The sequence below is a fragment of the Streptomyces sp. NPDC045701 genome (genome assembly GCF_056432045.1).
In genome coordinates, this window is the sequence record NZ_JBWKJV010000036.1 from 16,050 (window position 1) to 43,007 (window position 26,958).

Consider the following 26,958-nt stretch of genomic DNA (forward strand, 5'->3'; position numbering starts at 1 on the left):
CGTACGGGCCCGTGGAACACAACCGACGCCGACCAGGGAAGTCAGCAGGACGCAACGAACCGGAGGACGGACCACAGGTGGACATTCGCCAGCTCACGACCTTCCAGAGGGCCGCCACGCTGCTCAGCTTCAGCCGGGCGGCGGCCGAACTCAACTACGCGCAGTCCAGCGTCACCGGACAGATCAGAGGTCTGGAGAACTCGCTGGGGGTGGAGCTGTTCGAGCGGCTCTCCGGCCGGCAGGTCCGGCTCACCCCGGCCGGCCGGCGTCTGCTTCCCTACGCCGAACGCCTGCTGTCCCTCGCCGACGAGGCGCGCGGCGCGACGGCCGGTCCGCCCGAGCCGTCCGGGCAACTGGTCATCGGCACCATGGAGACCCTCGCCACCTACCGGCTGCCACCCGTCCTGGAGTACTTCCACCACCGTTACCCCGGGCTCCAGTTGGTGCTCAGACCGGGCTCCGGGGCCGAGGTACTGCACGCGCTGCGGCAGGGCACGGTCGACATCGGCCTGCTGATGTCGGCGGAGACGCGGCACCGCGGAGTGGACAGCGAGGTCCTCGGTCCCGAGCCGCTCGTCGCGGTCACCGGTCCGGGCCACCCGCTGGCGGGGCGGGCGCGGGTCGGCTCGGCGGACCTGCGGGATGTGCCGGTGCTGGCTCCGGAGTCGGGGCGCGGCCACCGGCGGCTGCTGGAGACGGAGTCGCGCGGCCGGCCGGGCGCTCCCGTGCCGCTGCTGGAGTCCGGGACGGTCGAGTCGACCAAGCGGTGGGCCGCGGCCGGTCTCGGGGTGGGGCTGCTGCCCGCCGTCGCCGTTCGGGAGGACGTGGAGTCCGGCGCGCTCGTCGCTCTGGCCTGGACGCCGCCCTTCGAGGTGTTCACCCAGCTCGTCCGGCGTCCCCGTACCTCCCCGACCCGGGAAATGCGGCTCTTCGCCGAACAGGCCCGCGCTGTCCTCGCCGAGGACCAGGAAACCGCCGCGGCATGAACCACCAGGACTTTCCCGGCACCGGAAGCCGACCCATCGGAATGTCCGAATTCTGGATTGCCGTAAGCCGATGAGGAATTCATTGACCGGCATCCCACCGGCTGATGAAATCACATCATCAACACGGACCGCCCCTCACAGCGGAAATACCGTGACCGTGCTCGGCGAAAAAGGAGTCGACCATGAACGACAAGGCGATCACCACCACCGAGGCCCACCAGATGCTGACCGGCCTGTACGCCTCCGGTGCCCAGTTCGACGCCGACTGGAGCGGCGTGGACGACGAGACCATGGCGAAGCTCCGCGACGCCGCCGCCTCCGGCGACGAGGCCCTGCAGTCGCTGCTGACGAACCTGGCGTTCACCAAGTTCGAGGGCGCCGACCAGGCCGCTCGCCTCTCCGCCTCGCTGGCCGGCATCAAGCAGGCGGCCGTCGCGGAGATCTTCGACGAGCTCCCGACCACGTCCATCGAGGACCTGCGCGCCGCCGCCGAGGCGGCGGGCTACGAGGTCGAGATCCTCGCCTGACACGGCAGGGGCGGCACGGCCCCGTCCCGGACCTCGGCGTCCGGGACCGGGCCGCCCCGGAACCGCCCAACGGGCCCCCTCCGGCCCTTTCCGGCCACCGCCCCACCACCGGCCGACACGACGAAAGAAAGAGGGACATTGTGAACGGGTCGTTCTCCATTGATGGACTGCGCTGGCAGGAAAACTGGCGGATCGAGAACGGGAACGATTCCTATGTCGTCCCCTTTCCGACGCTGCGGCCGGCGACTCTCGTATTCCACGGCGAAACCAAATTCAGCTATGGACATTACGGTATCCACCTCGGCCAGGCGGACGTCCTGACCTTCCTCGGTCCGAGCACCGGAACGGTCACCGGACACTTCATCGACTGCCGCGAGGGCTCCCCGACGGCCGGTGTCAGGGAGGAGCACACCTGGGCCCCCGGTTCCGCCCGGGCGCTTTACATCCCGCCGGGCGTGGCCCACACGTTCGACGGCCTGGAGTACGTCAACACCATCAACTCGTACGAGCTCTTCCTGCCCGATCCGGAGGAATGGGTGCACGGCACCCTCGACTGGCAGCCCGACGCGGACATCATCAACCTCCCGCTGGACGTCGCCGACGAGGACCTGCCGCTCTACAAGCCCAACTCCCACCCGGCGAGCGAACTCTGGTACGACATGGTCGCCGCCCAGCAGCGCGCCATGATCCCCAAGGTGGCGTACGAGTACCCCGTCACGCGCGACGTGCGGCTGGCCGACGGCACGGTCCGCCGTGTGGAACTGCGCCGGCTCCTCCAGCGCGACGAGCGGAAGAACTGGGATCCCCTGGCCGAGGTGTTCGGCGTCGGATGGGTGCGGCACCCGGTGATCTCCTCCGGCCCTGAGTCCGGCTTCTCCGCCCTCCTGGACCGGCACCCGCTCTACTTCATCGACCACGGCGAGACCGGCTACACCCACGACGCGTACGGGATCCACCTGGGCCAGGAGGACCGGCTGACCTTCGCCGGGCCCCGCGACCAGGAGGTCACCCTCCACCTCATCGACACGCGGGTGGACTCGCCGACGTACGGGGCCGACGTCGCCTACCGGTTCTTCCCCGACCCCGAGCGCTACCTGCTGATCCCGCCGGGAGTCGGCCACGCCTTCGAGCACCTGGAGAACGTCTACACGATCAACCGGCCGCGCACCCTCCTGCCCGAGGACGGGAGCGAGTACCAGCCGGGCAACGACGTCATCGACTGGCCGGTCCCCAAGCGCCCGATCCCGTCCCTGCGGGCAAACACCGTGCCGGCGGGCCGCGAGTACTACGAGGCAAGGGTCGCCGACCAGAAGCAGTTGCGGGAGATGCCGGTCACCCACTCCACACCGTCCGTGATGATGATCAAAGGCCGGGACGGCAAGGAGATCCGGGTCGCCCTGCGCAGGAAGGTCTCCGCCGCCTCCTGACCCCGGCCCCTGCCCGGGCCGGTCCTCCTTCCCCCTCCCACGACCGTGAGCGCGGCCGCCGCGACGACGCCGGCCGCGTCCACGGCGCCACGCGTTGCCCCGTCCTCGCCCCCCGCCCTACCGGAGTTGGGAATCCGATGCTGTCCCTGTCCACGTCACTGGCGCCCTTGCGGCACCGGAACTACCGCCTGCTCTTCATCTCCTTCGTCATCAGCATGCTCGGGGACGGCGTCTGGCTGGTCGCCCTGCCGTGGGTCGCGATGGAGCTGGGCGGCAACAGCTCCGACCTGGCGATGGTGGTGGGCGCCGAGTCCGTCGGCCTCATCTCCTGCGTGCTGGTCGGGGGCGCGCTCGCCGACCGGTACCCGCGCAAGCTGGTCATCGGCTGGTCGTACGCGGCCGCCTTCACCGTGCTCGCCGCACTCGCGGTCGTCCACCTGACGGGCAGTCTGCAGATCTGGCAGCTGGTCGGCGCGGCCTTCGTCCTGGGCGCCGCCGCGGCGATCAGCGGCCCGGCGTCGGACGCCTTCACCCCCGACCTGGTGCCGAAGGACGACCTGCACGCGGCCAACGCGATGGAGTCGGTCGTCCGGTCCCTGGCCGTCCGCATGGTCGGCCCGGCGGTCGGCGGGCTGCTCATCTCGCTGATCGACGCGCTCAGCATCATCGTGCTGAACGCGGTCAGCTTCGGTGCCGCGGCCATGTGCGTGGCGATGATCGTGGTGCCCCGGTCGGCCGGCGCCGCCGAGGAAGGGGACGCGACGGCCGAGGCGGACGGTGTCCCGTACCGCGAGGCGCTGCGCTACCTGTTCGGCGAGCGCTGGCTGTGGGTCCTGATCGTCTGGTCCGGCGTGGTCCTGCTCCTCCAGTCGGGGCCGCGACAGATCCTGCTGCCGTTCGTCATCCACAACGACCTGGGTGGCGACGCCCGTGATTACGGCACGCTCATCGCGGTCACCGGTATCGCCGCGGTGGTCGGATCGCTGGTGCTCGCCTCGCGCAAGCCGCCCCGTGACTACCCGCGCCGGATGCTGCTCGCCTGGACGGCCGGTGCCGCCCCGCTCGCGCTGATGGTGTTCGTACCGTCCTTCTGGATGCTGCTGCCACTGGGCGCCATGTACGGCTTCTTCTCGACCGTCGGCAACGTGTACTGGTCCACGCTGGTGCAGACCTCCGTGCCCAGTGCCGTCCGGGGCCGGGTCATCAGCATCGACTGGCTGGGCTCCCTGGCGCTCGTCCCGCTGTCGGCGGTGCTGGCCGGCCTGAGCCCGGACCGCGACTTCATGGTCTGGCTGTTCGTGCTCGGCGGCGTACTCCCCGTCCTGCTGACGCTGGCCACCGTGCGGTGGGTCGACCTGCGGGCACCGCGCCCCGACGGGCCGGACGCGGACGGCGGTGCGCAGGACCACGGCACGGCGGCGGCCGGCGGTACGGCGGGCCCGCGGGAGGAGAAGGAGCGGGCGACCGCGCCGACCCCTTCCTGACCGGCCTTTCCCGAGCGGCCCTCCTGACGTACGGGCGGCCGCTCGGTACCGTCCCCCGAGAAGACGGGGGAAGGGAAGGGGACGGCTTCGGGAACCCCCACCACCAGTATCGGAAGGACCAAGAGCAACCGGACGGACTGATCCAAGGGGTGGGACATGCACAGCAGGGTGGCCAGGGTGACCGGAGTACTCGCCATGGTGTTCGCGATCGCGCTGGGGGGCGCGGCCACGGCGGCGCACACGGGCCGGGCGCCCGGCGGCACGACCACGGTGGTCGCGGGTGACGAGGGGCCGTCGACCCCCAAGCCCGGCGTGCCCGTCGTCATCACGGGGGTCCCCCCCAGGGCCTGAACCGCCGCGGGGGCCCGGCCCCGCCCCGGCCGGCCGGGGACTCGTCAGGCCCAGGCGCGGTGGGTGGCCGGTACGCCCAGGTCGTCGAAGAGCGCGTCGGCCTCGCGGCGGTGCTCCTGCGCCGCCCGGGCGTCCCCCGCCTCCTCGGCGGCGCGGGCCAGACCCGCCAGGGCGCAGGCGGCCTCCACCCGGTAGCCGAGTTCCGTGCAGCGCCGCAGGGCGCTCGTGTGCAGTCGCAGGGCCCCGGCCGGGTCGCCGCTCCGGCGGTGGACCCGGCCCACGATGTTCTCGACCTCGGCGGACCTGAGCCTCGCCCCGGAGCGGGCGACGACGTCCAGGGCCCGGTCCGCGTCCGTCAGGGCGCGCACTCCGTCGCCGAGGAACTGCCGGGCCTCCGCCGCGAACGCCAGCGCCAGGGCGTGGTTCTCCGACCTGCGGGTCTCGTCACCGAGCGCCAGGGCCCGTTCGAGGGTGCCGAGCGCCTCCCGGACGTCACCGGTGGCGAGGCTGGTGGCCGCCAGTTCGATCAGGGCCATCTTCTCGTTGTCGTACGAGCCGATCCGCCGGTTGATGAGCACCGCCCGTCGTGCCGCCCCCGTGGCCTCGGGGAATCGGCCGAGCCAGCGGTAGACGGGGCTGAGGTTGGTCCAGCTCTCGGCCTCGCCGACCTCGTCCCCGCTCTCCTTGCGCAGCACCACCGCCCGTTCCAGGTGGCGCAGCGCGGTGTCGACGTCCCCGAGCGCGCTGTGCAGCAGGCCCAGCCTGCCGACGCTGATGGCCTCGTGCTGCCGGTCGCCGGACCGCCGGGAGATCTCCAGCGCCTCGGAGGCGGCGGCCACACCGTCGGTGAACCGGCCGAGCCTCCAGTGGGCCACGGCCAGGTTGTTCAGACTCAGGCTCACCAGCGTCGGGTCGCCCAGGCGGCGCGCGGCGCGGACGGCGGCGACGCCCTGCGCCGCCTGCTCCTCGACTCGGCTGCGCGTGTAGAAGTAGAAGGCGAGGTTCCGGGAGAGGTGCAGGACACACCGCTGGTCCGCGACGTCTCCGGCCCGGTCCAGGGCGAGCCGGATCGCGTGCCGCTCCCGGTCGAACCAGGCCAGCGCCTCGTGGGCGCCGGGGAACGGGGGCAGCTCCGTCGGCACGGTGGCACCCGTCGCGTACCGCAGCCGGTCGGGGTACAGCACCTCGCACGCGGCCTCCGTCGCGGCCAGGTAGTACGGCAGGAGGCGCTCGGCCACGACGCCGACACCGTCTCCGTCCCCGTCCCCGTTCCCGCCCGTCTGACCGTTCCCGTCCGCCTGACCGGCTCCGCCCGCTCCGCCGCTCCCTTCGCTCCCGTGGACCCGGAGCGACCGGGCGAAGCTGCGCACCAGGTCGTGGAAGCTGTACAGCTCCTCCGTGTGCTGTTGGAGGAGGTGGACGTCCAGCAGGTGTTCCAGTACGTCCTCCACTTCACGGGCCGGTGTACCCGCCAGCGCCGCCGCCGACCAGATGTCGATCTCGGCGCCGGGGTGCTGTCCCAGGAGCTGGAACACGGCCCGCTGCCGGGCCCCCAGTGACTGGTACGACAGTTCCAGCGCGGCCGTGACGCTGCGCTGCCCGGCGCTCAGCTCGTCCAGCCGCCGCGTCTCGTGCCGGAGCCGCTCGACCAGGTGGCGCACCGTCCACCGGGGCCGGTTGCGCAACCGGGCCGCCGCGATGCGCAGTGCGAGGGGCAGCCCGGCACACAGCTCGGCCAGTTCGGCCACCGCCTCCGGTTCGGCGGCCGTACGCGCGGCGCCGAGGGTCTCGGCGAGGAGCGCCGCGCTGTCCCCGGGCGCCAGCATGCCGATGGAGAACCATTCGGCGCCGTCGAGGTCCACCAGCCGGGCCCGGCTGGTGACCAGCACCAGGCAGCCCGGGGACGCGGGTAGCAGCGGCAGCACCTGCGCGGTGTCGGCGGCGTTGTCCAGCAGGACCAGGACCCGCTTGCCCGCCAGCGCCGCCCGCCACACCCGGGCACGCTCCTGCACGCCGTCCGGGAGGGGCAGGTCGGAGGGGCCCAGCCCCCGCAGCAGACTCTCCAGGGCCGCACCCGGCTCGAACGGGCTCTCGCCGGGGGTGAAGCCGCGCAGGTCGATGTGGAGCTGGCCGTCGGGGTAGTACGGCGCGAGCCGGTGGGCGGCGTGCACGGCGAGCGCCGTCTTCCCGGAGCCGCCCATTCCGTCGATCGCGATGACGCGCGTCGACTCGCCGCCGGGACGGCGGGCGTGGGCGAGCAGCGACTCCAGTTCCTCGTCGCGGCCGGTGAAGTCGGGCAGGTCGTACGGGAGTGCGCGGATGCCCTGCCCGTGCGCCGGGTCGGGAGCGGCGAAGGGCGCTGCTCCGGCGCCCGTCCCGCCGCGCCCGCCGTCCGGGGCCGCCACCTCCCGCACGGGCCCGCCGTCCGTGTCCGGATCCGCGGGCCCCGGAGACTCCCCCAAACCCGCCGCGTCCGGGCCCGTGCCGCCGCCCGTGCCCGCCGCCGGAGTGCCCGGTGCGCGTACGGGCACGCGTACCGCTACGGCGGGATCGGCGGTCCGGTCGGGCGCGGCGAGCGCCGGGTCCTCCCGCAGCATCCGCTCGTGCAGCGCCACCAGCCGCGACCCGGGGTCGATGCCCAGTTCCTCCGCGAGCAGCGCCCGCCCCGCGCGGAACTCCTCCAGGGCCTCCGCGCCCCGCCCCGCCCGGTACAGGGCGAGCATCAGGTGCCCGCGCAGGGCCTCCCGCAGCGGGTGCTGCGACACGAGCCCACGCAGATCGCCGACCAGTTCATCGGCCTCCCCCAGGCCGAGGCGCAGTGCGTAGTACTGCTCGGCCGCCGCCAGTCGGCGTTCTTCCCAGACGGCCGCCGCCGCCTCGATCACCCTGCCGCCGCGCCCCGCCATGACCGGCCCCCGCCACAGCGCCAGCGCCCGGCCCAGGGTGTCGGCGGCCTCCTGGTGTCCGCCGAGCGTGACCGCCTCCCGTGCCGCGCGCAGCGCGTCGGCGAACTCGGCCAGGTCCAGTTCGTACCCGGATCCCTCGACGCGGTACCCCGGCCCGTCCGTGACGATGACCCCCGCGCCACCCGGAATGCGCCGGCGCAGATCGGACACCGCCTTGCGCACCTGGTGCCCCGCGCTGGAAGGCGGCGCCTCGTCCCAGGCCGCCTCGACGAGCCGTGCGACGGGAACGACCCTGCCGTGCTCCAGGAGAAGGGTGCCGAGGATGCGCTCCTGGATCACGCCGCCGAGTCGCAGCCGCTCCCCGGCGCACCAGGCCTCCACCGTGCCGAGGACGTGAAACCGCACTCCTGCCCCGAAACCCACGCGCGCCCCCTTTCCTGGTGCGGCGATCCTAGTCTCGCGGCCCTCCAGAGCAATGGCTTCTGCCAGCCTGATCAGCGGAAATGAGCCGCGGGCGGGGACGGGGAGCCGGCCTCCGGGGTCACGCCCCGCCGTCCGCCGTCCGCCGTCCGGCGCGTACGGCGACGAGCGCGCCGGTTCCCGCGGCCGCCGCCGCGCCGGCGAGGGCGGCGGCGGGCAGGGCGGAGGCGGGGCCCGTGTCGGCGAGGGTGCCCGCGGCGGAGCCGGCCGGCCGGGCCGAGGCCGAGCCCCGCGCTCCGGGAGGGGCCGGGGAGGCCGCCCGGGTGGCGGTCGGGACGGCGAGGGGAGCCCCGGCGACGACGTCGAAGCCGTACTCCGGCTCCATCGGGGAGGGGGTGGCGACGTCGTCCGCCGCCGGCCGGCCCGGGGGCGGGGCCTGCGGCCGGCGGGCCGCCGGAGCGGTGTGGGCGAACGCCGGAGTGACGGTGATCAGTACGGCGTACGCGGTCACGGCGGCGACGGCGACGGTCGCGAACAGACGGCGGATCTTCGCGGCGGCCCTCTGGTCCGGTCGGAAGGTTCGGGAAACCGCGGTGATCGTATGACCGGATTCCCGGGTGGGGAGGGTGGCTTCCCTCGATCGGGTGCGCACCGGCTCACGGGCGGGCGACGGATGCGGCCAACGGGCCCAGTCGCCCGCCCGGGACCGGGCGTTCCTCCACGACGCTGGAAGAGGCCGGTGGACGGGGCGCCGGACGGACGCCCGCGCTGGTCGAGGCAGCGACCGTGAGGAGCGGCGTCATGAAGTACCTGATGATGGTGCAGGGCACCCAGGCGGACTACGACGCGATGACCGGCAGGCCCTCCAGGGACAGTCCCGCCTGGACCGAGGAGGACATCGAGACGATGTTCGCCTTCATGCGGGAGGTCAACGACGAGCTCGCCGAGAACGGTGAGCTGGTCGACGGCCAGGGCCTCGCCGAACCCCGGAAGACCCGGTTCGTCAGCCTCGGCGAGGACGGCCGGCCGGTCGTCACGGACGACCCGTACGGGCAGACCGAGCGGCTGCTGGCCGGGTACTGGGTGCTCGACTGCGCGAGCCTGGAGCGCGTCACCGAGATCGCGGCGCGCGTCGCCCGCTGCCCGCAGCCCGAGGGCGCGCCCGAGTACCCGGTCGTCATCCGGCCCATCGCGGAGAGCGGCGAGGAACTCACCACCTGAGCCGGCGCGCTCGGCCCGGATGCGGCGCGGGGCCGGCGGGCACCGGCGGCCCCGCCGGCACCGGCGACCGGCCGGCCCGGCGGCTCCGCCGTGCGGCCCGCCGGGACCGGCGCGATCATCGAACCATGACGACCACGATCCACCTCGCCCAGCAACCGGAGGCCGACGAGCTGCTCGGCCGCAGCCCGCTGGCCGCGCTCGTCGGCATGCTCCTGGACCAGCAGGTCCCCATGGAGTGGGCGTTCTCCGGCCCGTACACGATCGCGCGGCGCATGGACGCCGACGATCTGGACGCGCACGAGATCGCGGCGTACGACCCGGAGGCCTTCGTCGCCCTCCTGTCCGCGAAGCCGGCGGTGCACCGCTACCCCGGCTCGATGGCCAGGCGGGTGCAGCAGCTGTGCCGGTACCTGGTGGACGAGTACGGCGGTGACGCGAGCTCCGTCTGGTCGGACGCCGCCTCCGGCGCGGAGCTGCTGGACCGGCTGCTCGCCCTGCCCGGGTTCGGCAGGCAGAAGGCGCAGATCTTCCTGGCACTGCTGGGCAAGCGGTACGGCGTACGGCCCGAGGGCTGGCGGGAGGCGGCGGGCGCGTACGGCGAGGAGGGCGCGTACCGCTCGGCCGCCGACATCACCGGACCGGAGTCGCTCGCCAAGGTCCGCGCGTACAAACAGGAGGCCAAGCGCGCCGCCAAGGCCGCCAAGAGCGCCGAACCGGCCAGGAGCGCCAAGACCGCCCAGGACGCCGAATCGGCCACCGACGCAGGATCTTCGGCGGCGGAGTGACATGTTCCGTTGCCAATCGTACGGAATATCACGTGAGTTACGGCACATCTGTTCACAGGAGCGTGGGAGATCGCTAGCTTCCCTTAAACCTCGTTCGCACCGGGAAGGACCTCTGTGAACGCATCCCACCGCAGAGCCGTGGCCACCCTGGCCGCAGCCGCACTCGCGACCCCGCTCCTGCTGGCTTCCGCCTCCCCCGCTTCCGCCGGCCGGCACGACCCCGGCGCCGAAGCGGCCAAGGACGCCGCCAAGCTGTCCAAGAAGCTGGTGCGGGAGGCGTCCGGCAAGGACGCCTACAAGCACCTGGAGAAGTTCCAGCAGATAGCCGACTCGGCCGACGGCCACCGGGCGGCCGGCTCGCTCGGACACGACGCCTCGGCCGCGTACGTGTATCAGCAGTTGAAGAAGGCCGGCTACCAGGTCTCGTACCAGAAGTTCGAGTTCATCTACACCCAGACCCAGGCGGAGAAGCTCTCGGTCGTCTCGCCGTCGCCGCGGGACGTCACCATCGGGGCGATGACGTACACCAAGTCGACCCCGGTCGGCGGGGTGAGGGCCGGCCTCGCCGCCGTCCCGGCCCCCGCCGCCGACACGACGCCCGGCTGCGAGGCCGCCGACTACGCGTCCGGCACCTTCACCGGCAAGATCGCCCTCATCAAGCGCGGCGGCTGCACCTTCGCCGACAAGCAGGCCCAGGCCGCCGCGGCGGGCGCGATCGGCGCCATCGTCTACAACAACGTCCCCGGCTCCCTCGGCGGCACCCTGGGCGACCCGGCGGCCGGCAAGATCCCGACCGGTGGCATATCGCAGGCCGACGGCGAGAAGTTCGTGGCCGACCTGGCCAAGGGCCCGGTCGAGGTCAACTTCGAGATCCGCCAGCTTCAGGAGAAGCGGACCACCAACAACGTCATCGCGGAGACCGCGCGCGGCAACGCCGCCAACACCGTGATGCTCGGCGCGCACCTCGACTCGGTGACGGCCGGCCCCGGCATCAACGACAACGGCTCCGGCTCCGCCGGTCTGCTGGAAGTCGCCCTGGACCTCGCCAAGTCCAAGGAGAAGCCCACCAACAAGGTGCGCTTCGCCTGGTGGTCCGCGGAGGAGAACGGCCTGCTCGGCTCCGAGCACTACGTCGCGAACCTCAGCGAGCTGGACCGCAAGGAGCTCAAGCTCTACCTGAACTTCGACATGATCGCGTCGCCGAACTACGGACTGTTCGTGTACGACGGCGACGACTCCGACGCCGTCGGCGCGCCCGCCGGTCCGGCCGGCTCGGCGCAGATCGAGCGCGACATCAACGAGTTCATGGACAAGCAGGGCCGCCCGCACGAGGGCACCGACTTCACCGGCCGCTCGGACTACGGCCCGTTCATCGAGGTCGGCATCCCGTCCGGTGGCACGTTCACCGGCGCCGAGGGCCTCAAGACCGCGAAGCAGGCGGAGAAGTTCGGCGGCACGGCCGGAGCCGCGTACGACGCGTGCTACCACGCCAAGTGCGACGACATCAAGAACATCAACATGACGGCGTTCGACGCCAACATCGACGTCATCGCCAACGCCGTGGGCGTCTACGCCCACGACCTCAGCTCGCTGCGCAAGCCGGTCGTCACCGTCCCCACGGACGGCGACGCGGGCAGCGGCGGCGGCCTGCACGACGGCCACGACCACGACGTGACCGAGTAGGGCCCCCGGCAGGACACGGGCAGGCCGGGCAACACGCCCGGGACGGCGCGCCACGGGTCACCCCCGTGGCGCGCCGTCCCGCGCTCCGCCCGTACGCGCGCCCCGCCCCGGTGACCCACCGGGGCGCCGCCCCGCCCCTCCCCGCGTGACCCGTCACACCCGGCCCGCACCGGCCCCCCGGCCGGCCCCGCCCGCCGACCGGCACCACCGCCGCACCCCCACCTGTCCCGGTTCGCGGAAAATCCAATCGCAGCGCACCGGCGTCGCGTGGCTGCGCCAGGAGCCGCTCGCCCGGTAGGCTTTCCGTGTGATCTTCAAGCGCATCGGTAACGGGCGGCCGTATCCCGACCACGGCCGGGAAAGCACCCGGCAGTGGGCGGATGTCGCGCCGCGCCCGGTCCGCCTCGATCAGCTCGTGACCACCAAGGGCCAGCTGGATCTGGAGACGCTCCTCGCCGAGGACTCGACGTTCTACGGCGACCTCTTCGCGCACGTCGTGAAGTGGCAGGGCGACCTCTACCTCGAGGACGGACTGCACCGCGCCGTGCGCGCGGCCCTTCAGCAGCGCCAGGTGCTCCACGCCCGCGTGCTCGAGCTGGACTGAGCGGACCCACCCGGCGACGTCAGCCTTTCGGGCCCTTTACCACCCGTCCGGCCCCATCCGCTGATCCTTTAGTAGGCATAGTCACCGGGCCGCATTACGCTGCGCTCATGAGCATGCTCACTCCCCCCGGTATGGGCGGAAAGTACCGCATCACGGGTAATGCCTACCCGCGCATGCGCCGCCCCCGACGACGCGGCCGGATCGTCGTCACGGCCCTCGCCGCAGTGGTCGCCCTCGGCCTGGCCGGCTGGGGGACGCTGCAGCTCATCGACGTCTTCGGCGGCGGCTCGGGCGACATCCGGGCGCGCACCGCGGCGGGCCCCGGCTGCAAGCCGCGGAAGAACCCGGTCACCCCGGTCCACGTACCGCTCAGGCCGGCGCAGATCACGGTGAACGTCTACAACGCGACCCCCCGGGCGGGCCTCGCCAAGTCGACCGCCGACGAGCTGAAGAAGCGCGGCTTCGCCATCGGCAAGGTGGGCAACGCCCCGGCCGCCTACGACAAGAAGGTCCCCGGCCCCGGCATGCTGCTGGGCGCCACCGGGGCCCGGGAGAACGCGTTCCCCGTGCTGAGCACGCAGCTCAAGGGCGCCACGCTCAAGATGGACGCCCGCGCGACGGCGGACGTGGACCTGATCATCGGCACCGCCTTCAAGACCCTCGCACCGCCGAAGGACGCGACCGCGGCCCTGGCCGCCCTGGCCAAGCCCGCGCCCGCGCCCTCCGGGAAGTGCTGAGCGGTACCGCGAACCGCTAGTCGGCCGTTCCGTACATCCGGTCGCCCGCGTCGCCCAGACCCGGCACGATGTAACCGTGCTCGTTGAGGCGCTCGTCGACCGAGGCCGTCACGACCGTCACCGGCGTACCCGCCAGCTCGCGCTCCATGACCTCGACGCCCTCGGGCGCCGCCAGCAGCACGACCGCCGTCACGTCGTCCGCGCCGCGCTTGATCAGCTCCTGGATCGCGGCGACCAGCGTGCCGCCCGTGGCCAGCATCGGGTCCAGGACGTACACCTGGCGCCCGGAGAGGTCCTCCGGCATGCGCGTGGCGTACGTGGACGCCTCGAGCGTCTCCTCGTTGCGGATCATCCCCAGGAAGCCCACCTCGGCGGTCGGCAGCAGCCGCACCATGCCGTCGAGCATGCCCAGGCCGGCCCGCAGGATCGGCACCACGAGCGGCTTGGGGCTCGACAGCTTCACGCCGGTCGTCCGGGTCACCGGGGTCTCGATGTCGACCTGCTCGGTGCGCACGTCCCGGGTGGCCTCGTACGCGAGCAGGGTGACCAGCTCGTCGGCGAGCCGCCGGAAGGTCGGGGAGTCGGTGCGCCTGTCGCGCAGCGTGGTGAGTTTGTGCGCCACCAGCGGGTGGTCGACGACGTGGATCCGCATGTCCTCAACAGTAGCCGCACTGGCATCAACCCCCGCCGCTGAGGGAAGGTGGGGTGGACGGACCCAGCCTGGGGGTGGTCGCGATGCCGGAGCCGGAAGAGCCGGAGCGGAAGCAGGACGGCCGGGCGCAGGACCGTCTGGAGAGCGATGCCGAGCGCAGGCGGCGGCGCGCCCAGTTCCTGCGGGAGCTGAACGAGGCGAAGGCGCTGCGCGACCGCGTCCAGCCGCGCCGGGCGAGGGCCGCGAGGATGCGCCAGCAGATGCGCATGCGCACGTTCCGCTGGTGAGCGGCCGGGGGCGCGGGCGGGGATCCGCCGGGGGCCGGGCGGCGGGCCGCTGGTGACACGGACCGGGTGCCGGGCTCAGACTGGTGCACGACGCAAGAGCGGAACACCTCTCCTGAGGGCCTTGTATCTGCCACGATGCCGAGTGGGCGGGGCATTCAGGAGCGTGCCGCCCGATCGTCACACCTCTGATCAGTGGGAGAGTCACGGTGTACTTCGCCGCACTGCTCGCGCGCACCGAAGACGGGTGGGAAGCGAGCGACACAGAGCTCGACGATGTGGAGACCTTGTCGGATCTGACCGAGCTGGCCCGTGATGCCTCGGTGGACGACGACACAGTGATCGTCTTCATCGAGCAGGAGGACACATGGTTCGGCATCGTCCGCGTGGAGGGTGAGGACGACCCTCGCATCTACGTCTCCGACGGAGCGGCCGCCGCCCGCTCCTCGTACGGGGAGATCCTCACCAAGGAGCTGCTGGGCGACGACCAGGAGGACGACGGCCCCGACCTGGACGCGCTGGACCTCGACGGCACCGAGGACGGGGAGCCGGACGAGGACGACGACGAGGAGGAGGAATCGGTGGTGGCGGCCGAGGTGGTGCCCGCGGAGCCGGTCGGCGACCGGCTGATCCTGGCCGACCTCGGCCTGTCCGAGAGGGAACTGATGGCGCTCGACACCGACGCGCTGTCCGAGATCGCGGACGCGCTCGGCGCCGCGGAGGTGCTGGAGGCCGTCCGCTAGTGCGTCCGGCCACGACACCCCCGCCCACCGCGACCGATCCCGTCCGGGAGCCGTGGCGGGCCCCGATGCGCCGCGCGCTGGAGGAGGCCGGGCGGGCCGCGCGGGCCGGCGACGTGCCGGTCGGCGCGGTCGTCCTGTCCCCGGACGGCGCGGTGCTCGCCACCGGTCACAACGAGCGCGAGGTGACGGGCGACCCGACCGCGCACGCCGAGGTGCTGGCGCTGCGCCGGGCCGCCGAGGCTCACGGGGAGTGGCGGCTGACGGGCTGCACGCTGGTGGTCACGCTGGAGCCGTGCGTGATGTGCGCGGGCGCCCTGGTCCAGTCCCGGGTGGACCGGTTGGTGTTCGGGGCGCTGGACGAGAAGGCGGGCGCCGTCGGCTCGCTGTGGGACCTCGTACGGGACCGGCGGCTCAACCACCGGCCGGAGGTCGTCCAGGGAGTGCTGGCGGAGGAGTGCGCGGACCTCCTCACCCGTTTCTTCCGCGACCGCTGACAACGGATTTCTTCGTAGCGGCCCCCTTGGGCTAAGCTCTCTCTCGGTAGCGTGTCCGAGCGGCCGAAGGAGCTCGCCTCGAAAGCGAGTGTGGCGCAAGTCACCGAGGGTTCAAATCCCTCCGCTACCGCTCTTGTGTGAAGGGCCCCGACGCCTCGGCGTCGGGGCCCTTCGCGCGTGCCGGGCGCGGCATCCCGAGCGCGGCGCGAGCGGGAGGCACCGCCCCGGGGGCCCTCGCGGGGACCGGCAAAGGGCCCGGTATGACGGGACCTTGACTCTTGGACGCTCGGTTAGACTCACCCGACCGCCGAGGGGATCACAGGGGAGACGGGGAGACCGCGTCGATGGTGCAGGCAAGGAAGATCACGCTGTACGTGGTCGTCGTCTTCGTGCTGTACACGATCATCAACTCACCCCAGCGCGCCGCCGACCTCGTGGGGGTAGGGTTCGAGGGCATTTCGAGCGCCGCGCAGGGCGTCGGCGACTTCATGACCGAGCTCGTCAACTAGGAGTCCGCCGTGATCCGCCACCTGGTCCTCTTCAAGCTCGCCGACGGGGTGCGGCGCGACGAGCCGCGCGTCACCGAGGCCGTGAAGGCGTTCGAGGAGCTGGGCGGGATCGTCCCGGAGCTGGAGTTCTGGGAATGCGCCTGGAACATCACCGACCGGGACATCGCGTACGACTTCGCCATCAACTCGGCGGTGGCCGACAAGGACGCGCTGAAGCGCTACATCGAGCACCCCGCCCATCAGGCCGCCGCCGGACAGTGGCGCGAGTTCGCCACATGGGTGATCGCCGACTACGAGTTCTGAGCCGTACGCCGGCACCCGGCGCCTGACGGAACGTGAGCCCCGCACCCTACGGTGCGGGGTTTTTCGCGCTGTACGGCGACAACACGACGTTATCAGGTGCTTGCACACAGTGGACATGTCTTGTGATGCTATGACCGCTTTTGACGGATGAGTTGACCGTTATTGACCGCGAGACCGATCGTGAAGGGGTGGCGTGAACGTGCCGGCCAGTACGACGCCTCAACAGGTGCCGCCCCAGAACGAACCGGAGGCCCGCACCGCGGCACAGGGGCGGGCCGCCGACACCCGTGCGCTCACCCAGGTGCTGTTCGGCCAGCTCAAGACGCTGGAACCCGGCACCCCGGAACACACCCGGGTGCGTGGGGCGCTGATCGAGGCGAACCTCCCGCTGGTGCGGTACGCCGCCGCCCGCTTCCGGTCCCGCAACGAACCGATGGAGGACGTCGTCCAGGTCGGCACGATCGGCCTGATCAACGCGATCGACCGGTTCGACCCGGACCGCGGGGTGCAGTTCCCGACGTTCGCGATGCCGACCGTCGTCGGGGAGATCAAGCGGTACTTCCGGGACAACGTGCGGACCGTCCACGTACCGCGCCGGCTGCACGAACTGTGGGTGCAGGTCAACGGTGCGACGGAGGACCTGACGACCGCTCACGGCAGATCCCCGACGACCGCCGAGATCGCCGAGCGGCTGAAGATCTCCGAGGACGAGGTGCTGTCCTGCATCGAGGCCGGCCGCTCGTACCACGCCACCTCCCTGGAGGCGGCCCAGGAGGGCGACGGCATGCCGGGCCTCCTCGACCGGCTCGGCTACGAGGACCCGGCGCTGGCCGGGGTCGAGCACCGCGACCTGGTCCGCCACCTCCTCGTCCAGTTGCCCGAGCGGGAGCAGCGGATCCTGATGCTGCGGTACTACAGCAACCTGACGCAGTCCCAGATCAGTCAGGAACTGGGCGTCTCGCAGATGCACGTGTCACGGCTCCTGGCCCGCAGTTTTGCCCGACTGAGATCCGCAAATCGAATCGATGCGTAACCTGATCGGGTAGACCCTTTCAGCCCAGAAGCGGGGGCCCAAAAGCCCCACACCCACAGCTTCCTGGGCATACTTGCCGCATTCTTGTCGACAAGTCACTACAGCGCGTTGCCGACATGTGACATTCTGCTGGAACCGCGTTTGCCGCAGTCTCGGCTCCGGTATTCAGGTGGAGGCTGCGTTCCTCCGATGGTCGCGGCCCACGCGACCGTCCGCGACCTCAAGGGGGTGGCATGTCCGCAGAACAGGGCAGCTCGAAGGTGCTCACGCTCACGCCCGTGCCGGCGTCCGTGCCCGTAGCCGTGCCGGAGTCCGTGCCGGCGCCGGTTCCCGTACCCGCGCAGATCGGCCCCGCGGCGGCTCCGGACACGGTGTCGACGTCCGACGCCATCGACACCCGCACTCTGTCCCGCTCGCTGTTCCTGCGGCTCGCCGCCCTGGACGCCGAAGGCGTGGAGGGTCCGGAGCGCACGTACGTCCGCGACACGCTCATCGAGCTGAACCTGCCGCTCGTGCGGTACGCCGCCGCCCGCTTCCGCTCGCGCAACGAGCCGATGGAGGACATCGTCCAGGTCGGCACCATCGGCCTGATCAAGGCGATCGACCGCTTCGACTGCGAACGCGGCGTGGAGTTCCCGACGTTCGCGATGCCGACGGTCGTCGGGGAGATCAAGCGGTTCTTCCGCGACACCTCGTGGTCGGTGCGCGTGCCGCGCCGGCTCCAGGAGCTGCGCCTGGCGCTCACCAAGGCGAGCGACGAGCTGGCGCAGAAGCTCGACCGGTCCCCGACCGTGCCCGAACTCGCCGCCGTACTGGGCGTGTCGGAGGACGACGTGGTCGACGGCCTCGCGGTGGGCAACGCCTACACGGCGTCGTCGCTCGACTCGCCCTCCCCCGAGGACGACGGCGGCGAGGGCTCGCTGGCGGACCGGCTCGGGTACGAGGACACCGCCCTGGAGGGCGTCGAGTACCGCGAGTCGCTCAAGCCGCTCCTCGCCAAACTCCCGCCCCGCGAGCGGCAGATCATCATGCTGCGGTTCTTCGCCAACATGACGCAGTCGCAGATCGGCGAGGAGGTCGGCATCTCGCAGATGCACGTCTCGCGCCTGCTGACCCGGACGCTCGCACAGCTGCGCGAGGGCCTCATCTCCGACTGACCCGCCCCCATGCGCGATTGACGGTACGTCGGCCGTACGGGCGCGACGAACCGTTCCGTCGGCCCGGCGCGCCGGGGACGGCGCTCCGCCGTACACACGGAGCGCCCGACCGCGCGCCGGGCCGTGCGCCGTACCGGGCCGTGCGCCGTACCGGGCCGCGGCGGCACCGCTCGGCCGCCGGTCCGGCGCGGACGGCGACGTACGGCTACCGCCGGGCCCGCGCGTCGAGACCCGGGGCGGGGCCCCGGACGAGAAACCGGGCCGGGGCCCCGGCCGGGGGTCAGCCGAGCGCGAGCCAGGCGACCGCGGCGACGATCACGACGACCGCGACGACGCCGGCGATCAGGCCGACCCGGGGGCCGGACTGGGCCGCCGCCTGCTGCGGCCGCCGCGGCGTGCCCTCGTCGACGAAGGCGCGGAACATCTGCGTGCTGCCCGCCGGATCGTAGTTGCCGTCGGGGCCCTGGGGGTTGTGTGCCATGGGGCAGGACCCTAGCGAACCTGACCCCACCGCCCAACCCTCGCCTGCCTTTGCCAGGACTTTAGGCGCCTTCGCCCGTTTTTAGTTTGCCTGTAGCAACCAACGGCTTCTATGGTTGCCCTAAGCAACAAGATGTGGGGGTGCCCATGGCCGAGCGGAGTCAGTACGAGGAACTGGCGAGGCAGCTGAGCGCCATCGGCGCCGTCAAGCGGGGGCTCACCCGGGCCCTGCCCGCCGAGTGCCCCGGCGGCTCGGCGGCGGTGCTGTCCCTCGTCGCCCACCACGGCGGCATGCGGATGAGTCGCCTCGCCGAGCTGCTCGCCGTCGACATGTCGGTCACCAGCCGCCATGTCGCGCACGTCGTGGACCGGGGCTGGATCGAGCGGCTGCCCGACCCGGACGACCGGCGCTCACGCATCCTGCGGCTGACCCCCGCGGGCCAGGACATGCTCGACGACCTCGGCCGTCGGACCACGGACATGTTCGCCCGCACCCTCAAGGACTGGTCCGACGACGACGTCGGCCGACTGACCGCACTGCTCGCCCGGCTCCGGGACTCCTTCGGGGACTGCCGGGCGCACGCCACCCGTACACCCGCGTAAGTACGTCGATACGTAAGCAAAGGAACTTCATGGCTACGACCACACCGGCCGGTGTGCGGGGCGGCCACGCCAAGACCCGTGACGACGGCGCGCCGATGACGCACCGGCAGATCATGGAGGCGCTTTCCGGGCTGCTGCTCGGGATGTTCGTCGCCATCCTGTCCTCGACGATCGTCTCCAACGCCCTTCCCGAGATCATCTCCGATCTCGGCGGCGGCCAGAGCGCCTACACCTGGGTCGTGACCGCCTCGCTGCTCGCGATGACGGCGACCACCCCGCTGTGGGGCAAACTCTCGGACCTCTTCTCCAAGAAGCTGCTGGTCCAGATATCCCTGGTCATCTACGTGCTGGGGTCGGTCGTCGCCGGCCTCTCCCAGAACGCCGGCATGCTCATCGCCTGCCGCGTGGTCCAGGGCGTCGGCGTCGGCGGCCTGTCGGCCCTCGCGCAGATCGTCATGGCCGCGATGATCTCCCCGCGCGAGCGCGGCCGGTACAGCGGCTACCTCGGCGCCACGTTCGCCGTCGCCACCGTCGGCGGCCCGCTGCTCGGCGGCGTCATCACCGACACCGACTGGCTGGGCTGGCGCTGGTGCTTCTACGTCGGCGTGCCCTTCGCCGTCATCGCGCTGATCGTGCTCCAGAAGACGCTGAAGCTGCCGGTCGTCAAGCGCCAGGTGAAGGTCGACTGGTCGGGCGCGTTCTTCATCAGCGCGGCGGTCTCGCTGCTGCTGGTGTGGGTCACCTTCGCCGGTGACAAGTACGACTGGGCGTCGTGGCAGACGTACACCATGGTCAGCGGCTCCGTCGTCCTCGGTGCGCTGTTCCTGCTGGTCGAGTCCCGGGCGAGCGAGCCGATCATCCCGCTGCGGCTCTTCCGCAACCGTACGATCACGCTGGCCTCGCTCGCTTCGCTCTTCGTCGGTGTGGCCATGTTCGCGGGCACCGTCTTCTTCAGCCAGTACTTCCAGCTCGCCCGCGACAAGTCGCCGACGATGTCCGGCGTCATGACCATTCCGATGATCGGCGGGCTGTTCCTGTCCTCGACGGTCAGCGGCCAGATCATCACCAAGACGGGCCGCTGGAAGGCGTGGCTGGTCGCCGGTGGCGCGCTGGTCACGGCGGGCCTCGGCCTGCTGGGCACGATCCGGTACGACACGGAGTACTGGCACATCGCGGTCTTCATGGCCGTCCTGGGCCTGGGCCTCGGCATGATGATGCAGAACCTCGTGCTGTGCACCCAGAACCAGGTCGCCCCCTCCGACCTCGGTGCCGCCTCGTCCGTCGTCACCTTCTTCCGGTCCCTCGGCGGTGCCATCGGCGTCTCGGCGCTGGGCGCGGTCATGGCCAACCGGGTCACCCGCTACGTCCAGGACGGCCTCGCCGACCTCGGTCCGCAGGGCGCGGCCCTGGGCCACGGCGGCACGGGCGGCGGAGGCATCCCCGACCTCGACGCGCTGCCCGTCCCGCTCCGCACGGTCATGGAGACGGCGTACGGGCACGGTGTGGCCGACGTCTTCCTCTACTCCGCGCCCTTCGCCCTGATCGCCTTCCTCGTGACGCTGTTCATCAAGGAGGTCGCGTTGAAGAGCCACGCCAAGCCGGAGTCCGAGCCCGGCGCGACGCCGGACGCGGCGACGGCAGCCGTCGCGGCCGCGGCCGCGGCCGCCGCCCCGGAGGCGTCCGCGTCCCCGGCGGCCACCGCCGACGCGCCGGCCGCCGTGCCGGCCGGCGGCGGCACCGCCGTCCACGGCATCGTCCGCACCGCCGAGGGCGCCCCGGTCGCCCGTGCCGCCGTCACGCTGATCTCCCTCGGCGGGCGCCAGCTGGGCCGCGCGGTCGCGCAGGCAGACGGCCGGTACGCGCTGGACGCGCCGGGGCAGGGCTCCTACGTGCTGATCGCCTCGGCCGACGGCTTCCAGCCGCAGGCGTCCACCGTCGTGGTGGGCGAGGGGGCGCTGGCGTACGACATCCTCCTGTCCGGTACCAGCGGGCTGGTCGGCACCGTCCGGAGCGCCGAGGGCGGGAAGCCCGTCGAGGGCGCGATGGTGATCGTCACGGATGTGCGCGGTGACGTCCTCGCCACCGGTACGTCCACCCAGGACGGCACGTTCGCCTTCGCCGAGCTGGTGCCGGGCACGGTGACCGTCGCGGTGAACGCCGAGGGCCACCGTCCGCTCGCCCTGCCGGTCGACATCGGCGGCCAGGGCGTCACCCGGGTGGAGGCGCTCCTCCGGGCCGGCGCCCGGCTCCAGGGCACGGTGCGCGCCGGGGCGGACCGCCGTCCGCTGGCGGACGCGCGGGTGACGCTGGTCGACGCGGCCGGGAACGTCGTCGCGACGGCGACCACCGGTGAGGACGGCGCCTACGGGTTCGCCGACCTGGACGCGGGCGAGTACACGGTCATCGCGACCGGCTACCCGCCGGTGGCGGGCGCCCTGACGGTGGCCGGACGCGGAGTCGACGGCCACGACATCGAGCTCGCGCACCCCGGCGAGTAGTCGGGACCCAAGGACCCCGGCCGCGCGTCGAGCGGAGGCACGGCCGGGCGGGGCGGCAGGCAGGGGACGGCCTGCCGCCCCTTTTTTCTGTACGAGGAGAGAGACGGGAATGGGACTTCACGCACAGGTACGCACCCGCGACGGCTGGGCCGTCCAGCACGCCGTGGTGACCGTGACCGACATGACCGGCGCGCAGGTGCTGCGGGCCGAGGCCGACACCGAGGGCGCCGTCGTCGCGGACACGCCCCTGGCCCCCGGCCCGTACACGGTGATCGTGACGGCGGTCGGGTACGCCCCGGCGGCGTCCACCGCGCTGGTGACGGCGAGCGGCCGGGCCGAGGTCGGCACGGTGGTCCTGGCGCGGGCGGGCGGTGTGGAACTGCCCCCGCCGGGCGTCTGGACGCTGGACCCGGCGCACTCGTCGGTGGGCGCGGTCGCCCAGCACCTGGGCATCTCCAGCGTGCACGGCCGGTTCACCGACTTCGGCGGCCGGATCGAGATCTCGCCGGACCTCACCGCCTCCCGGGTGGACGCGGTGATATCGGCCGCGTCCATCGACACGGGCAACGCGCTGCGGGACAAGCACCTGAAGTCGCCCGACTTCCTGGACGTGGACGCCTACCCGGAGATCACCTACCGCGGTCACGGGCTGACCCCGGCGGGCCCCGACCGCTGGACCGTGCACGGGGCGCTGTCCCTCCACGGTGTCGTCCGGGACGTCGGCCTGGACCTCACGTACCTGGGCACGGGTCCGGACCCGTGGGGCGGGGTACGGGCGGCCTTCCGGGCGACGGCGCAGCTGCACCGGGAGGACTTCGCCATGAACTACAACCAGGTCGTCCAGGCGGGGATCTCGGCGATCGGCACGACCCTGCGGGTGGAGCTGGACATCCAGGCGGTGCAGGGCGACATGCTGCCGCAGGGCTGAGCCCCGCGCGTCCACCGCGGCGCCGGGCCCGCGCGCACCCGGGCTCCCCCGGCCGCAGGGCCGGGCCCCGCGCGTCAGGCGCCCCGGGCGACCATCGCCTCGATGCCCGCGATCTGCACGTCCAGCGCGAACCGGAAGTCCCGGTCCCGCATCTCCCCCACGGTGTCCCCGCCCCGGGCCTCCATCATCCGCTCGGCCCGCTCGAAGTCCTTGCCGTACGCGGGCTGGTCGCGGAAGGCGCCCATGGCGTGCCGGAAGTACTCGTCCTGGGTCATCCCGGCCTCCTCGCACCGCTGCCGGAACTGGCCCTCGATGGTGCCGAAGCCGTAGACGAACTGGAACACCGACGCCAGCGCCCCGGTCTGGAGGCGCAGCGGCAGCCCGGTCTCGGCGATCACGTGCTGGACCGTGCGGGAGAACTCCATGGAGTGGGGGCCGATGTTGAGGAACCGGCCGACCAGCGAGGCGGCCCAGGGGTGGGCGACGAACAGCGCCCGGTACGAGGTGGCCAGCTTCCGGAGCCGCTCGCGCCAGTCCGCGCCGGGCCCCGCGTCCGGGAGGGCGAGTTCGCCCATCACCCGGTCGAGCGCCAGCTCCAGGAGGTCGTCCTTGGTGTCGACGTACCAGTAGACCGACATCGCGGTGACGTCCAGCCCGGCCGCGAGCTTGCGCATCGAGAACCCGGCCAGGCCCTCGGAGTCGAGCAGCCGGACCGCCGCCTCGGTGATCCTCTCGCGGTCGAGCCCGGACGGCTGGTCGGACTTCCGCGCCCGGGGCGACTTGCCCTCCAGCCACACGCTCGTCCGTCGCGCCGACACCATGGGCTTTCCTCCTCGTTCCTGGCCCGATGCTATGCCCCGGCGGGGGCCGCGCCGGTGCGCTCGGCCCGCCGCAGCAGCACCGCCGCCAGCAGGCCGCCCGCCAGGACCGCGACCGCGCCGACCAGCTGACTGGTCTCCAGGCCGGTGGCGAACGCGTCGGAGATCCGGGCCTTCTCGGCGGGCCCGCCGGCCGCCGCCAGCGCGGCGGGCAGGGAGGCGGCCGGCACGGAGACCAGCGCGGCGAAGCGGGAGTTGAGCACGGCGCCGAGGACGGCGACGCCGAGCCCGTTGCCGAACTCCGCGAGGGTGCCGTTGATCCCGGCGCCCACGCCGGCCTTCTCCGGCGGGATCGCGCTCATGATGGCGTTGGCCATGGCGGGCATGGAGAGCGCGACGCCCGCGCCCATGACGACCAGCCCGAGCAGCATGCCGCCGTACCCGTGCGCCCCGCCCAGGACGGCGATGGCGGCGAGCCCGGCGGCGACCAGGGCCATGCCGATGGCGATGGTCCAGGGCGTACCGAGCCGGGGCAGCAGCCGCGCGCCGACCCCGGTCAGGTTCAGCACGACGACGGTGAGGGCGAGCGGCGCGGTGCGCAGGCCCGCGTCGAGCGGCCCGTACCCCAGCACGAACTGGAGGTGCTGGGTGAGCAGGAACAGCGAGCCGGTCATGCCGAAGGCGACCAGGATGGCGCCCGCGACGGCGCCGACGAAGCGCTGGTTGCGGAAGAAGTGCATGTCGAGCATGGGGTGCGGGGTGCGCAGCTCCCACAGGGCGAAGGCACCGAGGACGGCCGCGCCGAGGGCCGCCGGGCCGAGCACCCGGCCGGAGGTCCAGCCGTGGTCGGGCCCGGAGATGATCGCGTACACCACCGCCGTCATGCCGGTCGTGGACAGGACGGCGCCCAGGAGGTCGGGCCGGTCGCCCTGCTTGTACTTGGACTCCGGTACGAGGGCGGCGACGGCGACGAGGCCGATGAGCGCGACCGGGATGTTGACCAGGAAGATGGCGCCCCACCAGAAGTGGTCGAGCATGAAGCCGCCGAGCAGCGGCCCGGCCGCGAAGCCCAGTGAGCTGACCGTCGACCACAGGGCGATGGCCTTGACGCGCTCGGTGTCGTCGAAGACCTGGACGACGACCGCGAGCGTGGTGGTCATCAGCAGCGCGCCGCCGATCCCCATGCCCGCGCGTGCGGCGATCAACTGGGCGGACGTCTGGGCGAGTCCGGCGGCCAGGGAGCCGATGCCGAACAGCGCGAGGCCGGCGAGCAGCATCTTCCTGCGGCCGTAGCGGTCGGCGGCGTTGCCGGCGGTGAGCAGCAGCCCGGACTGGACGAGGGAGTAGGCGTTGATCATCCACTGGATGTCGGCGGTGGAGGCGTCGAGCTCCTCGGTGAGGGAGGGGATCGCGACGCTGAGGACGGTGTTGTCGAGCAGCACGGTGAGCTGGGCGAGGCAGATCACGCCGAGGATCAGCCAGCGCTGCGGGTGGCCGCCGCCGCTCGTGGCGGCGGGGGACTTCTGTCCGCTCCCGGCGGTGGTCGCCGTCATGGGGGAAGCTCCTTGCGCGGTGTACGGGACTGGGTCCCTTACACCGTACAAGGGTTTGCCTTACGCCGTATAACGCTTTTTCCCCGACGCCACCGGATCCGTCAGGTCGTAGAGCGTGACGCCGTCCACGGTGACCTTCGTGTACGTGGCCGCGACCCCGCTCGCGATCTCCGAGCCGCCGCCCGGACCGCCCGCGACGAAGTGGTGGATCCGGCCGTCCGCCACGTACCGCTGGAAGCGCGCGAGAGTGGGGGACGGGTCGCTGCCGTTGAAGCCACCGATGGCCGTGACCGGCCTCTCGGTGGCGAGTTGACGGCTCGCCGCGTTCTGGGAGCCGATGGCGGCGGCGACCCAGGTGTAGGCGCCGGCGTCCCGGCCGAGCCGGGCCTCGACGGCGGAGCTCACGTCGGCGCCGTCCGGCAGCCCGCCCATGCCGCCCCCTCCGCCGGGCCCCAGGGGCCCTCGCCCCGGCCGCCCGGAGCCGGGTTCTGGCCCTGGCGCGGAACCGGGTTCTGGCCCTGGCGCGGAACCGGGTTCTGGCCCTGGCCCGGGGCCCCGCCACCGTCGGGTCGGGTGCCGCCCGGTGCCGCGCCGAGCGGGAAGCCCAGCACCAGCGTCCGGTCCGGAGACGCCGGCACCCGGTAGTCGCCGGGGCCGGGCAGGGAGACGGTGTGGACGCGGCCGTCGCGGGGGGCGGCCGACAGCGCGGCGGCCTGCGCGGCGTCGAGGGCGGCGGGCGGGTCGCCGGGCCGCTCGCCCACCAGGCGGCCGGACGGGCCGAGCGCGGCGCCCGGCGCGTCCACGCGCCCCCCGACCGTGCCGAGGTCCTGCCCCGGCGCGGGGACGAACCCCAGGTCGCCCCACCGGTCGCCCTGCGCCCGCCGCACCGCCTCCACGAGTTGCTCGTCCTTCTGGCCGACCAGGCGCGACCGCGGCGCGATGGTTGCCACTGTACCGATCACGGCCGCGACGACCGCGATCAGCGCCACCGCCGAGACGACCAGCCGCGTCCGCAGCGAGCGGCGGCGCGTCACTCGCCCGGCTTGATCAGGTAACCCGCGCCCCTCCGGGTGTGGATCATCGGCGGGCGGCCCGCGTCGATCTTCTTCCGCAGGTACGAGATGTACAGCTCGACCACGTTGGCCCGGCCGCCGAAGTCGTAGCTCCACACCCGGTCGAGGATCTGCGCCTTGCTGAGCACCCGGCGCGGGTTGCGCATCAGGAACCGCAGCAGCTCGAACTCCGTGGCGGTCAGGTGGATCGCGTGCCCGCCCCGGGACACCTCGCGGCTGTCCTCGTCGAGCACCAGGTCGCCCACCGCCAGCAGCGACGCCTCCCGCCCCGGCGCGGCCCCGGACCGCCGGATCAGCCCGCGCAGCCGTGCCACCACCTCCTCCAGGCTGAACGGCTTGGTGACGTAGTCGTCGCCGCCCGCCGTCAGCCCCGCGATCCGGTCCTCCACCGCGTCCCTCGCGGTGAGGAACAGCACGGGCACGTCGGGCAGTTCCCGCCGCAGCCGGCCGAGCACCGCCAGCCCGTCCATGTCGGGCAGCATCACGTCCAGCACGACGGCGTCCGGCCGGAAGCGGCGCGCCGAGCGCACCGCGCCGGCCCCGTCACCCGCGCTGTGGACCTCCCACCCCTCGTACCGCAGGGCCATGGACAGCAGCTCGGCGAGCGGGTCCTCGTCGTCCACGACGAGCACCCGGACGGCGCTCCCGTCGGGCCTGAGCAGGTCGGTGCGCCCCTGGGGCGAGGAGACGGTCATGCTC

29 protein-coding genes and 1 tRNA gene are annotated in these 26,958 nt (G+C 72.6%); 21 read left to right on the plus strand and 9 right to left on the minus strand.

Annotation, left to right across the window (positions count from 1 at the left end; genetic code table 11):
• The first annotated feature begins 77 nt into the window (after window positions 1-77).
• The 5 genes from AC07DW_RS27060 to AC07DW_RS27080 all read left to right on the plus strand — a co-directional run bounded on the left by AC07DW_RS27060 (window position 78) and on the right by AC07DW_RS27080 (window position 4,775).
• The gene (locus AC07DW_RS27060; protein ID WP_478860295.1) at window positions 78-986 is read left to right on the plus strand and encodes a LysR family transcriptional regulator; all 909 of its coding nucleotides are present in this window, start codon (window positions 78-80) and stop codon (window positions 984-986) included.
• A 182-nt stretch (window positions 987-1,168) separates the two neighbouring features.
• Window positions 1,169-1,513, plus strand: a complete 345-nt coding sequence (locus AC07DW_RS27065) for a hypothetical protein (RefSeq protein ID WP_478860296.1) — start codon at window positions 1,169-1,171, stop codon at window positions 1,511-1,513.
• 140 nt (window positions 1,514-1,653) lie between these two features.
• The gene (locus tag AC07DW_RS27070; protein ID WP_478860297.1) at window positions 1,654-2,940 is read left to right on the plus strand and encodes a hypothetical protein; all 1,287 of its coding nucleotides are present in this window, start codon (window positions 1,654-1,656) and stop codon (window positions 2,938-2,940) included.
• A gap of 137 nt (window positions 2,941-3,077) precedes the next feature.
• Window positions 3,078-4,424 carry an MFS transporter gene (locus AC07DW_RS27075; RefSeq protein WP_478860298.1) on the plus strand — a complete coding sequence of 449 codons (1,347 nt, stop codon included), beginning with the start codon at window positions 3,078-3,080 and terminating at the stop codon, window positions 4,422-4,424.
• A 156-nt stretch (window positions 4,425-4,580) separates the two neighbouring features.
• Complete coding sequence (locus AC07DW_RS27080; protein ID WP_478860299.1) at window positions 4,581-4,775, plus strand: hypothetical protein; 195 nt, start codon at window positions 4,581-4,583, stop codon at window positions 4,773-4,775.
• Between the two features lie 44 nt (window positions 4,776-4,819).
• Here AC07DW_RS27080 and AC07DW_RS27085 read toward each other — a convergent pair whose 3' ends face one another.
• Complete coding sequence (locus tag AC07DW_RS27085) at window positions 4,820-8,104, minus strand: AfsR/SARP family transcriptional regulator (protein WP_478860300.1); 3,285 nt, start codon at window positions 8,102-8,104, stop codon at window positions 4,820-4,822.
• Window positions 8,105-8,222: 118 nt separating this feature from the next.
• Window positions 8,223-8,612, minus strand: a complete 390-nt coding sequence (locus AC07DW_RS27090; protein WP_478860301.1) for a hypothetical protein — start codon at window positions 8,610-8,612, stop codon at window positions 8,223-8,225.
• Between the two features lie 290 nt (window positions 8,613-8,902).
• Between AC07DW_RS27090 and AC07DW_RS27095 the strand changes: the two genes are divergently transcribed.
• From AC07DW_RS27095 to AC07DW_RS27115, 5 genes are all read left to right on the plus strand, one after another.
• The gene (locus AC07DW_RS27095; protein WP_478860302.1) at window positions 8,903-9,322 is read left to right on the plus strand and encodes a YciI family protein; all 420 of its coding nucleotides are present in this window, start codon (window positions 8,903-8,905) and stop codon (window positions 9,320-9,322) included.
• Between the two features lie 125 nt (window positions 9,323-9,447).
• On the plus strand, window positions 9,448-10,107 hold the full coding sequence (locus AC07DW_RS27100; protein WP_478860303.1) for an HhH-GPD-type base excision DNA repair protein: 660 nt from the start codon (window positions 9,448-9,450) through the stop codon (window positions 10,105-10,107).
• 138 nt (window positions 10,108-10,245) lie between these two features.
• On the plus strand, window positions 10,246-11,790 hold the full coding sequence (locus AC07DW_RS27105) for a M28 family metallopeptidase (protein WP_478860331.1): 1,545 nt from the start codon (window positions 10,246-10,248) through the stop codon (window positions 11,788-11,790).
• 307 nt (window positions 11,791-12,097) lie between these two features.
• Window positions 12,098-12,394 (plus strand): type II toxin-antitoxin system VapB family antitoxin, encoded by a 297-nt coding sequence (locus AC07DW_RS27110; protein WP_003999914.1) that lies wholly within the window; start codon window positions 12,098-12,100, stop codon window positions 12,392-12,394.
• A 107-nt stretch (window positions 12,395-12,501) separates the two neighbouring features.
• Window positions 12,502-13,131 carry a LytR C-terminal domain-containing protein gene (locus AC07DW_RS27115; protein WP_478860304.1) on the plus strand — a complete coding sequence of 210 codons (630 nt, stop codon included), beginning with the start codon at window positions 12,502-12,504 and terminating at the stop codon, window positions 13,129-13,131.
• Between the two features lie 16 nt (window positions 13,132-13,147).
• Here the strand turns inward: AC07DW_RS27115 and upp are convergent, their stop codons facing one another.
• The gene (upp, locus tag AC07DW_RS27120) at window positions 13,148-13,783 is read right to left on the minus strand and encodes a uracil phosphoribosyltransferase (protein WP_351824145.1); all 636 of its coding nucleotides are present in this window, start codon (window positions 13,781-13,783) and stop codon (window positions 13,148-13,150) included.
• Window positions 13,784-13,866: 83 nt separating this feature from the next.
• Between upp and AC07DW_RS27125 the strand changes: the two genes are divergently transcribed.
• The 8 genes from AC07DW_RS27125 to AC07DW_RS27160 all read left to right on the plus strand — a co-directional run bounded on the left by AC07DW_RS27125 (window position 13,867) and on the right by AC07DW_RS27160 (window position 18,306).
• Window positions 13,867-14,070, plus strand: a complete 204-nt coding sequence (locus tag AC07DW_RS27125; RefSeq protein ID WP_478860332.1) for a hypothetical protein — start codon at window positions 13,867-13,869, stop codon at window positions 14,068-14,070.
• A gap of 206 nt (window positions 14,071-14,276) precedes the next feature.
• Complete coding sequence (locus AC07DW_RS27130; RefSeq protein ID WP_478860305.1) at window positions 14,277-14,810, plus strand: tRNA adenosine deaminase-associated protein; 534 nt, start codon at window positions 14,277-14,279, stop codon at window positions 14,808-14,810.
• A gap of 65 nt (window positions 14,811-14,875) precedes the next feature.
• Complete coding sequence (gene tadA, locus AC07DW_RS27135; RefSeq protein WP_478860306.1) at window positions 14,876-15,304, plus strand: tRNA adenosine(34) deaminase TadA; 429 nt, start codon at window positions 14,876-14,878, stop codon at window positions 15,302-15,304.
• Between the two features lie 45 nt (window positions 15,305-15,349).
• A tRNA-Ser gene (locus tag AC07DW_RS27140) sits at window positions 15,350-15,434 on the plus strand.
• A gap of 214 nt (window positions 15,435-15,648) precedes the next feature.
• A complete protein-coding gene (locus tag AC07DW_RS27145) occupies window positions 15,649-15,813 on the plus strand; it encodes a hypothetical protein (RefSeq protein WP_478860307.1) in 165 nt (54 codons plus the stop codon).
• 9 nt (window positions 15,814-15,822) lie between these two features.
• Window positions 15,823-16,116, plus strand: a complete 294-nt coding sequence (locus tag AC07DW_RS27150; protein WP_478860308.1) for a Dabb family protein — start codon at window positions 15,823-15,825, stop codon at window positions 16,114-16,116.
• 193 nt (window positions 16,117-16,309) lie between these two features.
• Window positions 16,310-17,149, plus strand: coding sequence for an RNA polymerase sigma factor SigF (locus tag AC07DW_RS27155; RefSeq protein WP_199831293.1), 840 nt, complete (start codon window positions 16,310-16,312; stop codon window positions 17,147-17,149).
• Between the two features lie 233 nt (window positions 17,150-17,382).
• Window positions 17,383-18,306 carry an RNA polymerase sigma factor SigF gene (locus AC07DW_RS27160; RefSeq protein ID WP_478860309.1) on the plus strand — a complete coding sequence of 308 codons (924 nt, stop codon included), beginning with the start codon at window positions 17,383-17,385 and terminating at the stop codon, window positions 18,304-18,306.
• A gap of 280 nt (window positions 18,307-18,586) precedes the next feature.
• Here the strand turns inward: AC07DW_RS27160 and AC07DW_RS27165 are convergent, their stop codons facing one another.
• Window positions 18,587-18,787: a hypothetical protein gene (locus AC07DW_RS27165; protein ID WP_478860310.1), complete on the minus strand. Its 201-nt coding sequence runs from the start codon at window positions 18,785-18,787 to the stop codon at window positions 18,587-18,589.
• 146 nt (window positions 18,788-18,933) lie between these two features.
• Between AC07DW_RS27165 and AC07DW_RS27170 the strand changes: the two genes are divergently transcribed.
• The 3 genes from AC07DW_RS27170 (at window position 18,934) to AC07DW_RS27180 (ending at window position 22,815) form a co-directional block, all read left to right on the plus strand.
• Window positions 18,934-19,389, plus strand: coding sequence for a MarR family winged helix-turn-helix transcriptional regulator (locus AC07DW_RS27170; RefSeq protein WP_478860311.1), 456 nt, complete (start codon window positions 18,934-18,936; stop codon window positions 19,387-19,389).
• A 95-nt stretch (window positions 19,390-19,484) separates the two neighbouring features.
• Window positions 19,485-21,887, plus strand: coding sequence for an MFS transporter (locus AC07DW_RS27175; RefSeq protein WP_478860333.1), 2,403 nt, complete (start codon window positions 19,485-19,487; stop codon window positions 21,885-21,887).
• Between the two features lie 109 nt (window positions 21,888-21,996).
• A complete protein-coding gene (locus AC07DW_RS27180; RefSeq protein WP_478860312.1) occupies window positions 21,997-22,815 on the plus strand; it encodes a YceI family protein in 819 nt (272 codons plus the stop codon).
• Window positions 22,816-22,889: 74 nt separating this feature from the next.
• Here AC07DW_RS27180 and AC07DW_RS27185 read toward each other — a convergent pair whose 3' ends face one another.
• From AC07DW_RS27185 to AC07DW_RS27205, 5 genes are read right to left on the minus strand one after another with little or no spacing between them, the layout of a single operon-like run.
• A complete protein-coding gene (locus tag AC07DW_RS27185; RefSeq protein ID WP_478860313.1) occupies window positions 22,890-23,636 on the minus strand; it encodes a TetR/AcrR family transcriptional regulator in 747 nt (248 codons plus the stop codon).
• A gap of 29 nt (window positions 23,637-23,665) precedes the next feature.
• Window positions 23,666-25,186, minus strand: coding sequence for an MFS transporter (locus AC07DW_RS27190; protein ID WP_478860314.1), 1,521 nt, complete (start codon window positions 25,184-25,186; stop codon window positions 23,666-23,668).
• Between the two features lie 60 nt (window positions 25,187-25,246).
• Window positions 25,247-25,618 carry a mannosyltransferase YkcB-related protein gene (locus tag AC07DW_RS27195; RefSeq protein ID WP_478860315.1) on the minus strand — a complete coding sequence of 124 codons (372 nt, stop codon included), beginning with the start codon at window positions 25,616-25,618 and terminating at the stop codon, window positions 25,247-25,249.
• A complete protein-coding gene (locus AC07DW_RS27200) occupies window positions 25,588-26,220 on the minus strand; it encodes a hypothetical protein (protein ID WP_478860316.1) in 633 nt (210 codons plus the stop codon). Before AC07DW_RS27200 ends, AC07DW_RS27195 begins: the two co-directional genes overlap by 31 nt.
• On the minus strand, window positions 26,217-26,954 hold the full coding sequence (locus AC07DW_RS27205) for a response regulator transcription factor (RefSeq protein WP_478860317.1): 738 nt from the start codon (window positions 26,952-26,954) through the stop codon (window positions 26,217-26,219). The genes AC07DW_RS27200 and AC07DW_RS27205 overlap by 4 nt, the downstream gene beginning before the upstream one ends.
• Window positions 26,955-26,958 lie beyond the last annotated feature (4 nt).

Coding starts and splice junctions, on each gene's coding strand:
- AC07DW_RS27065 (WP_478860296.1), top strand. CDS start 1,169: ATGAACGACAAGGCGATCACCACCACCGAGGCCCACCAGATGCTGACC.
- AC07DW_RS27075 (WP_478860298.1), top strand. CDS start 3,078: ATGCTGTCCCTGTCCACGTCACTGGCGCCCTTGCGGCACCGGAACTAC.
- AC07DW_RS27080 (WP_478860299.1), top strand. CDS start 4,581: ATGCACAGCAGGGTGGCCAGGGTGACCGGAGTACTCGCCATGGTGTTC.
- AC07DW_RS27095 (WP_478860302.1), top strand. CDS start 8,903: ATGAAGTACCTGATGATGGTGCAGGGCACCCAGGCGGACTACGACGCG.
- AC07DW_RS27100 (WP_478860303.1), top strand. CDS start 9,448: ATGACGACCACGATCCACCTCGCCCAGCAACCGGAGGCCGACGAGCTG.
- AC07DW_RS27115 (WP_478860304.1), top strand. CDS start 12,502: ATGAGCATGCTCACTCCCCCCGGTATGGGCGGAAAGTACCGCATCACG.
- upp (WP_351824145.1), bottom strand. CDS start 13,783: ATGCGGATCCACGTCGTCGACCACCCGCTGGTGGCGCACAAACTCACC.
- AC07DW_RS27125 (WP_478860332.1), top strand. CDS start 13,867: ATGCCGGAGCCGGAAGAGCCGGAGCGGAAGCAGGACGGCCGGGCGCAG.
- tadA (WP_478860306.1), top strand. CDS start 14,876: ATGCGCCGCGCGCTGGAGGAGGCCGGGCGGGCCGCGCGGGCCGGCGAC.
- AC07DW_RS27145 (WP_478860307.1), top strand. CDS start 15,649: ATGGTGCAGGCAAGGAAGATCACGCTGTACGTGGTCGTCGTCTTCGTG.
- AC07DW_RS27160 (WP_478860309.1), top strand. CDS start 17,383: ATGTCCGCAGAACAGGGCAGCTCGAAGGTGCTCACGCTCACGCCCGTG.
- AC07DW_RS27165 (WP_478860310.1), bottom strand. CDS start 18,787: ATGGCACACAACCCCCAGGGCCCCGACGGCAACTACGATCCGGCGGGC.
- AC07DW_RS27170 (WP_478860311.1), top strand. CDS start 18,934: ATGGCCGAGCGGAGTCAGTACGAGGAACTGGCGAGGCAGCTGAGCGCC.
- AC07DW_RS27175 (WP_478860333.1), top strand. CDS start 19,485: ATGACGCACCGGCAGATCATGGAGGCGCTTTCCGGGCTGCTGCTCGGG.
- AC07DW_RS27180 (WP_478860312.1), top strand. CDS start 21,997: ATGGGACTTCACGCACAGGTACGCACCCGCGACGGCTGGGCCGTCCAG.
- AC07DW_RS27185 (WP_478860313.1), bottom strand. CDS start 23,636: ATGGTGTCGGCGCGACGGACGAGCGTGTGGCTGGAGGGCAAGTCGCCC.
- AC07DW_RS27190 (WP_478860314.1), bottom strand. CDS start 25,186: ATGACGGCGACCACCGCCGGGAGCGGACAGAAGTCCCCCGCCGCCACG.
- AC07DW_RS27195 (WP_478860315.1), bottom strand. CDS start 25,618: ATGGGCGGGCTGCCGGACGGCGCCGACGTGAGCTCCGCCGTCGAGGCC.
- AC07DW_RS27205 (WP_478860317.1), bottom strand. CDS start 26,954: ATGACCGTCTCCTCGCCCCAGGGGCGCACCGACCTGCTCAGGCCCGAC.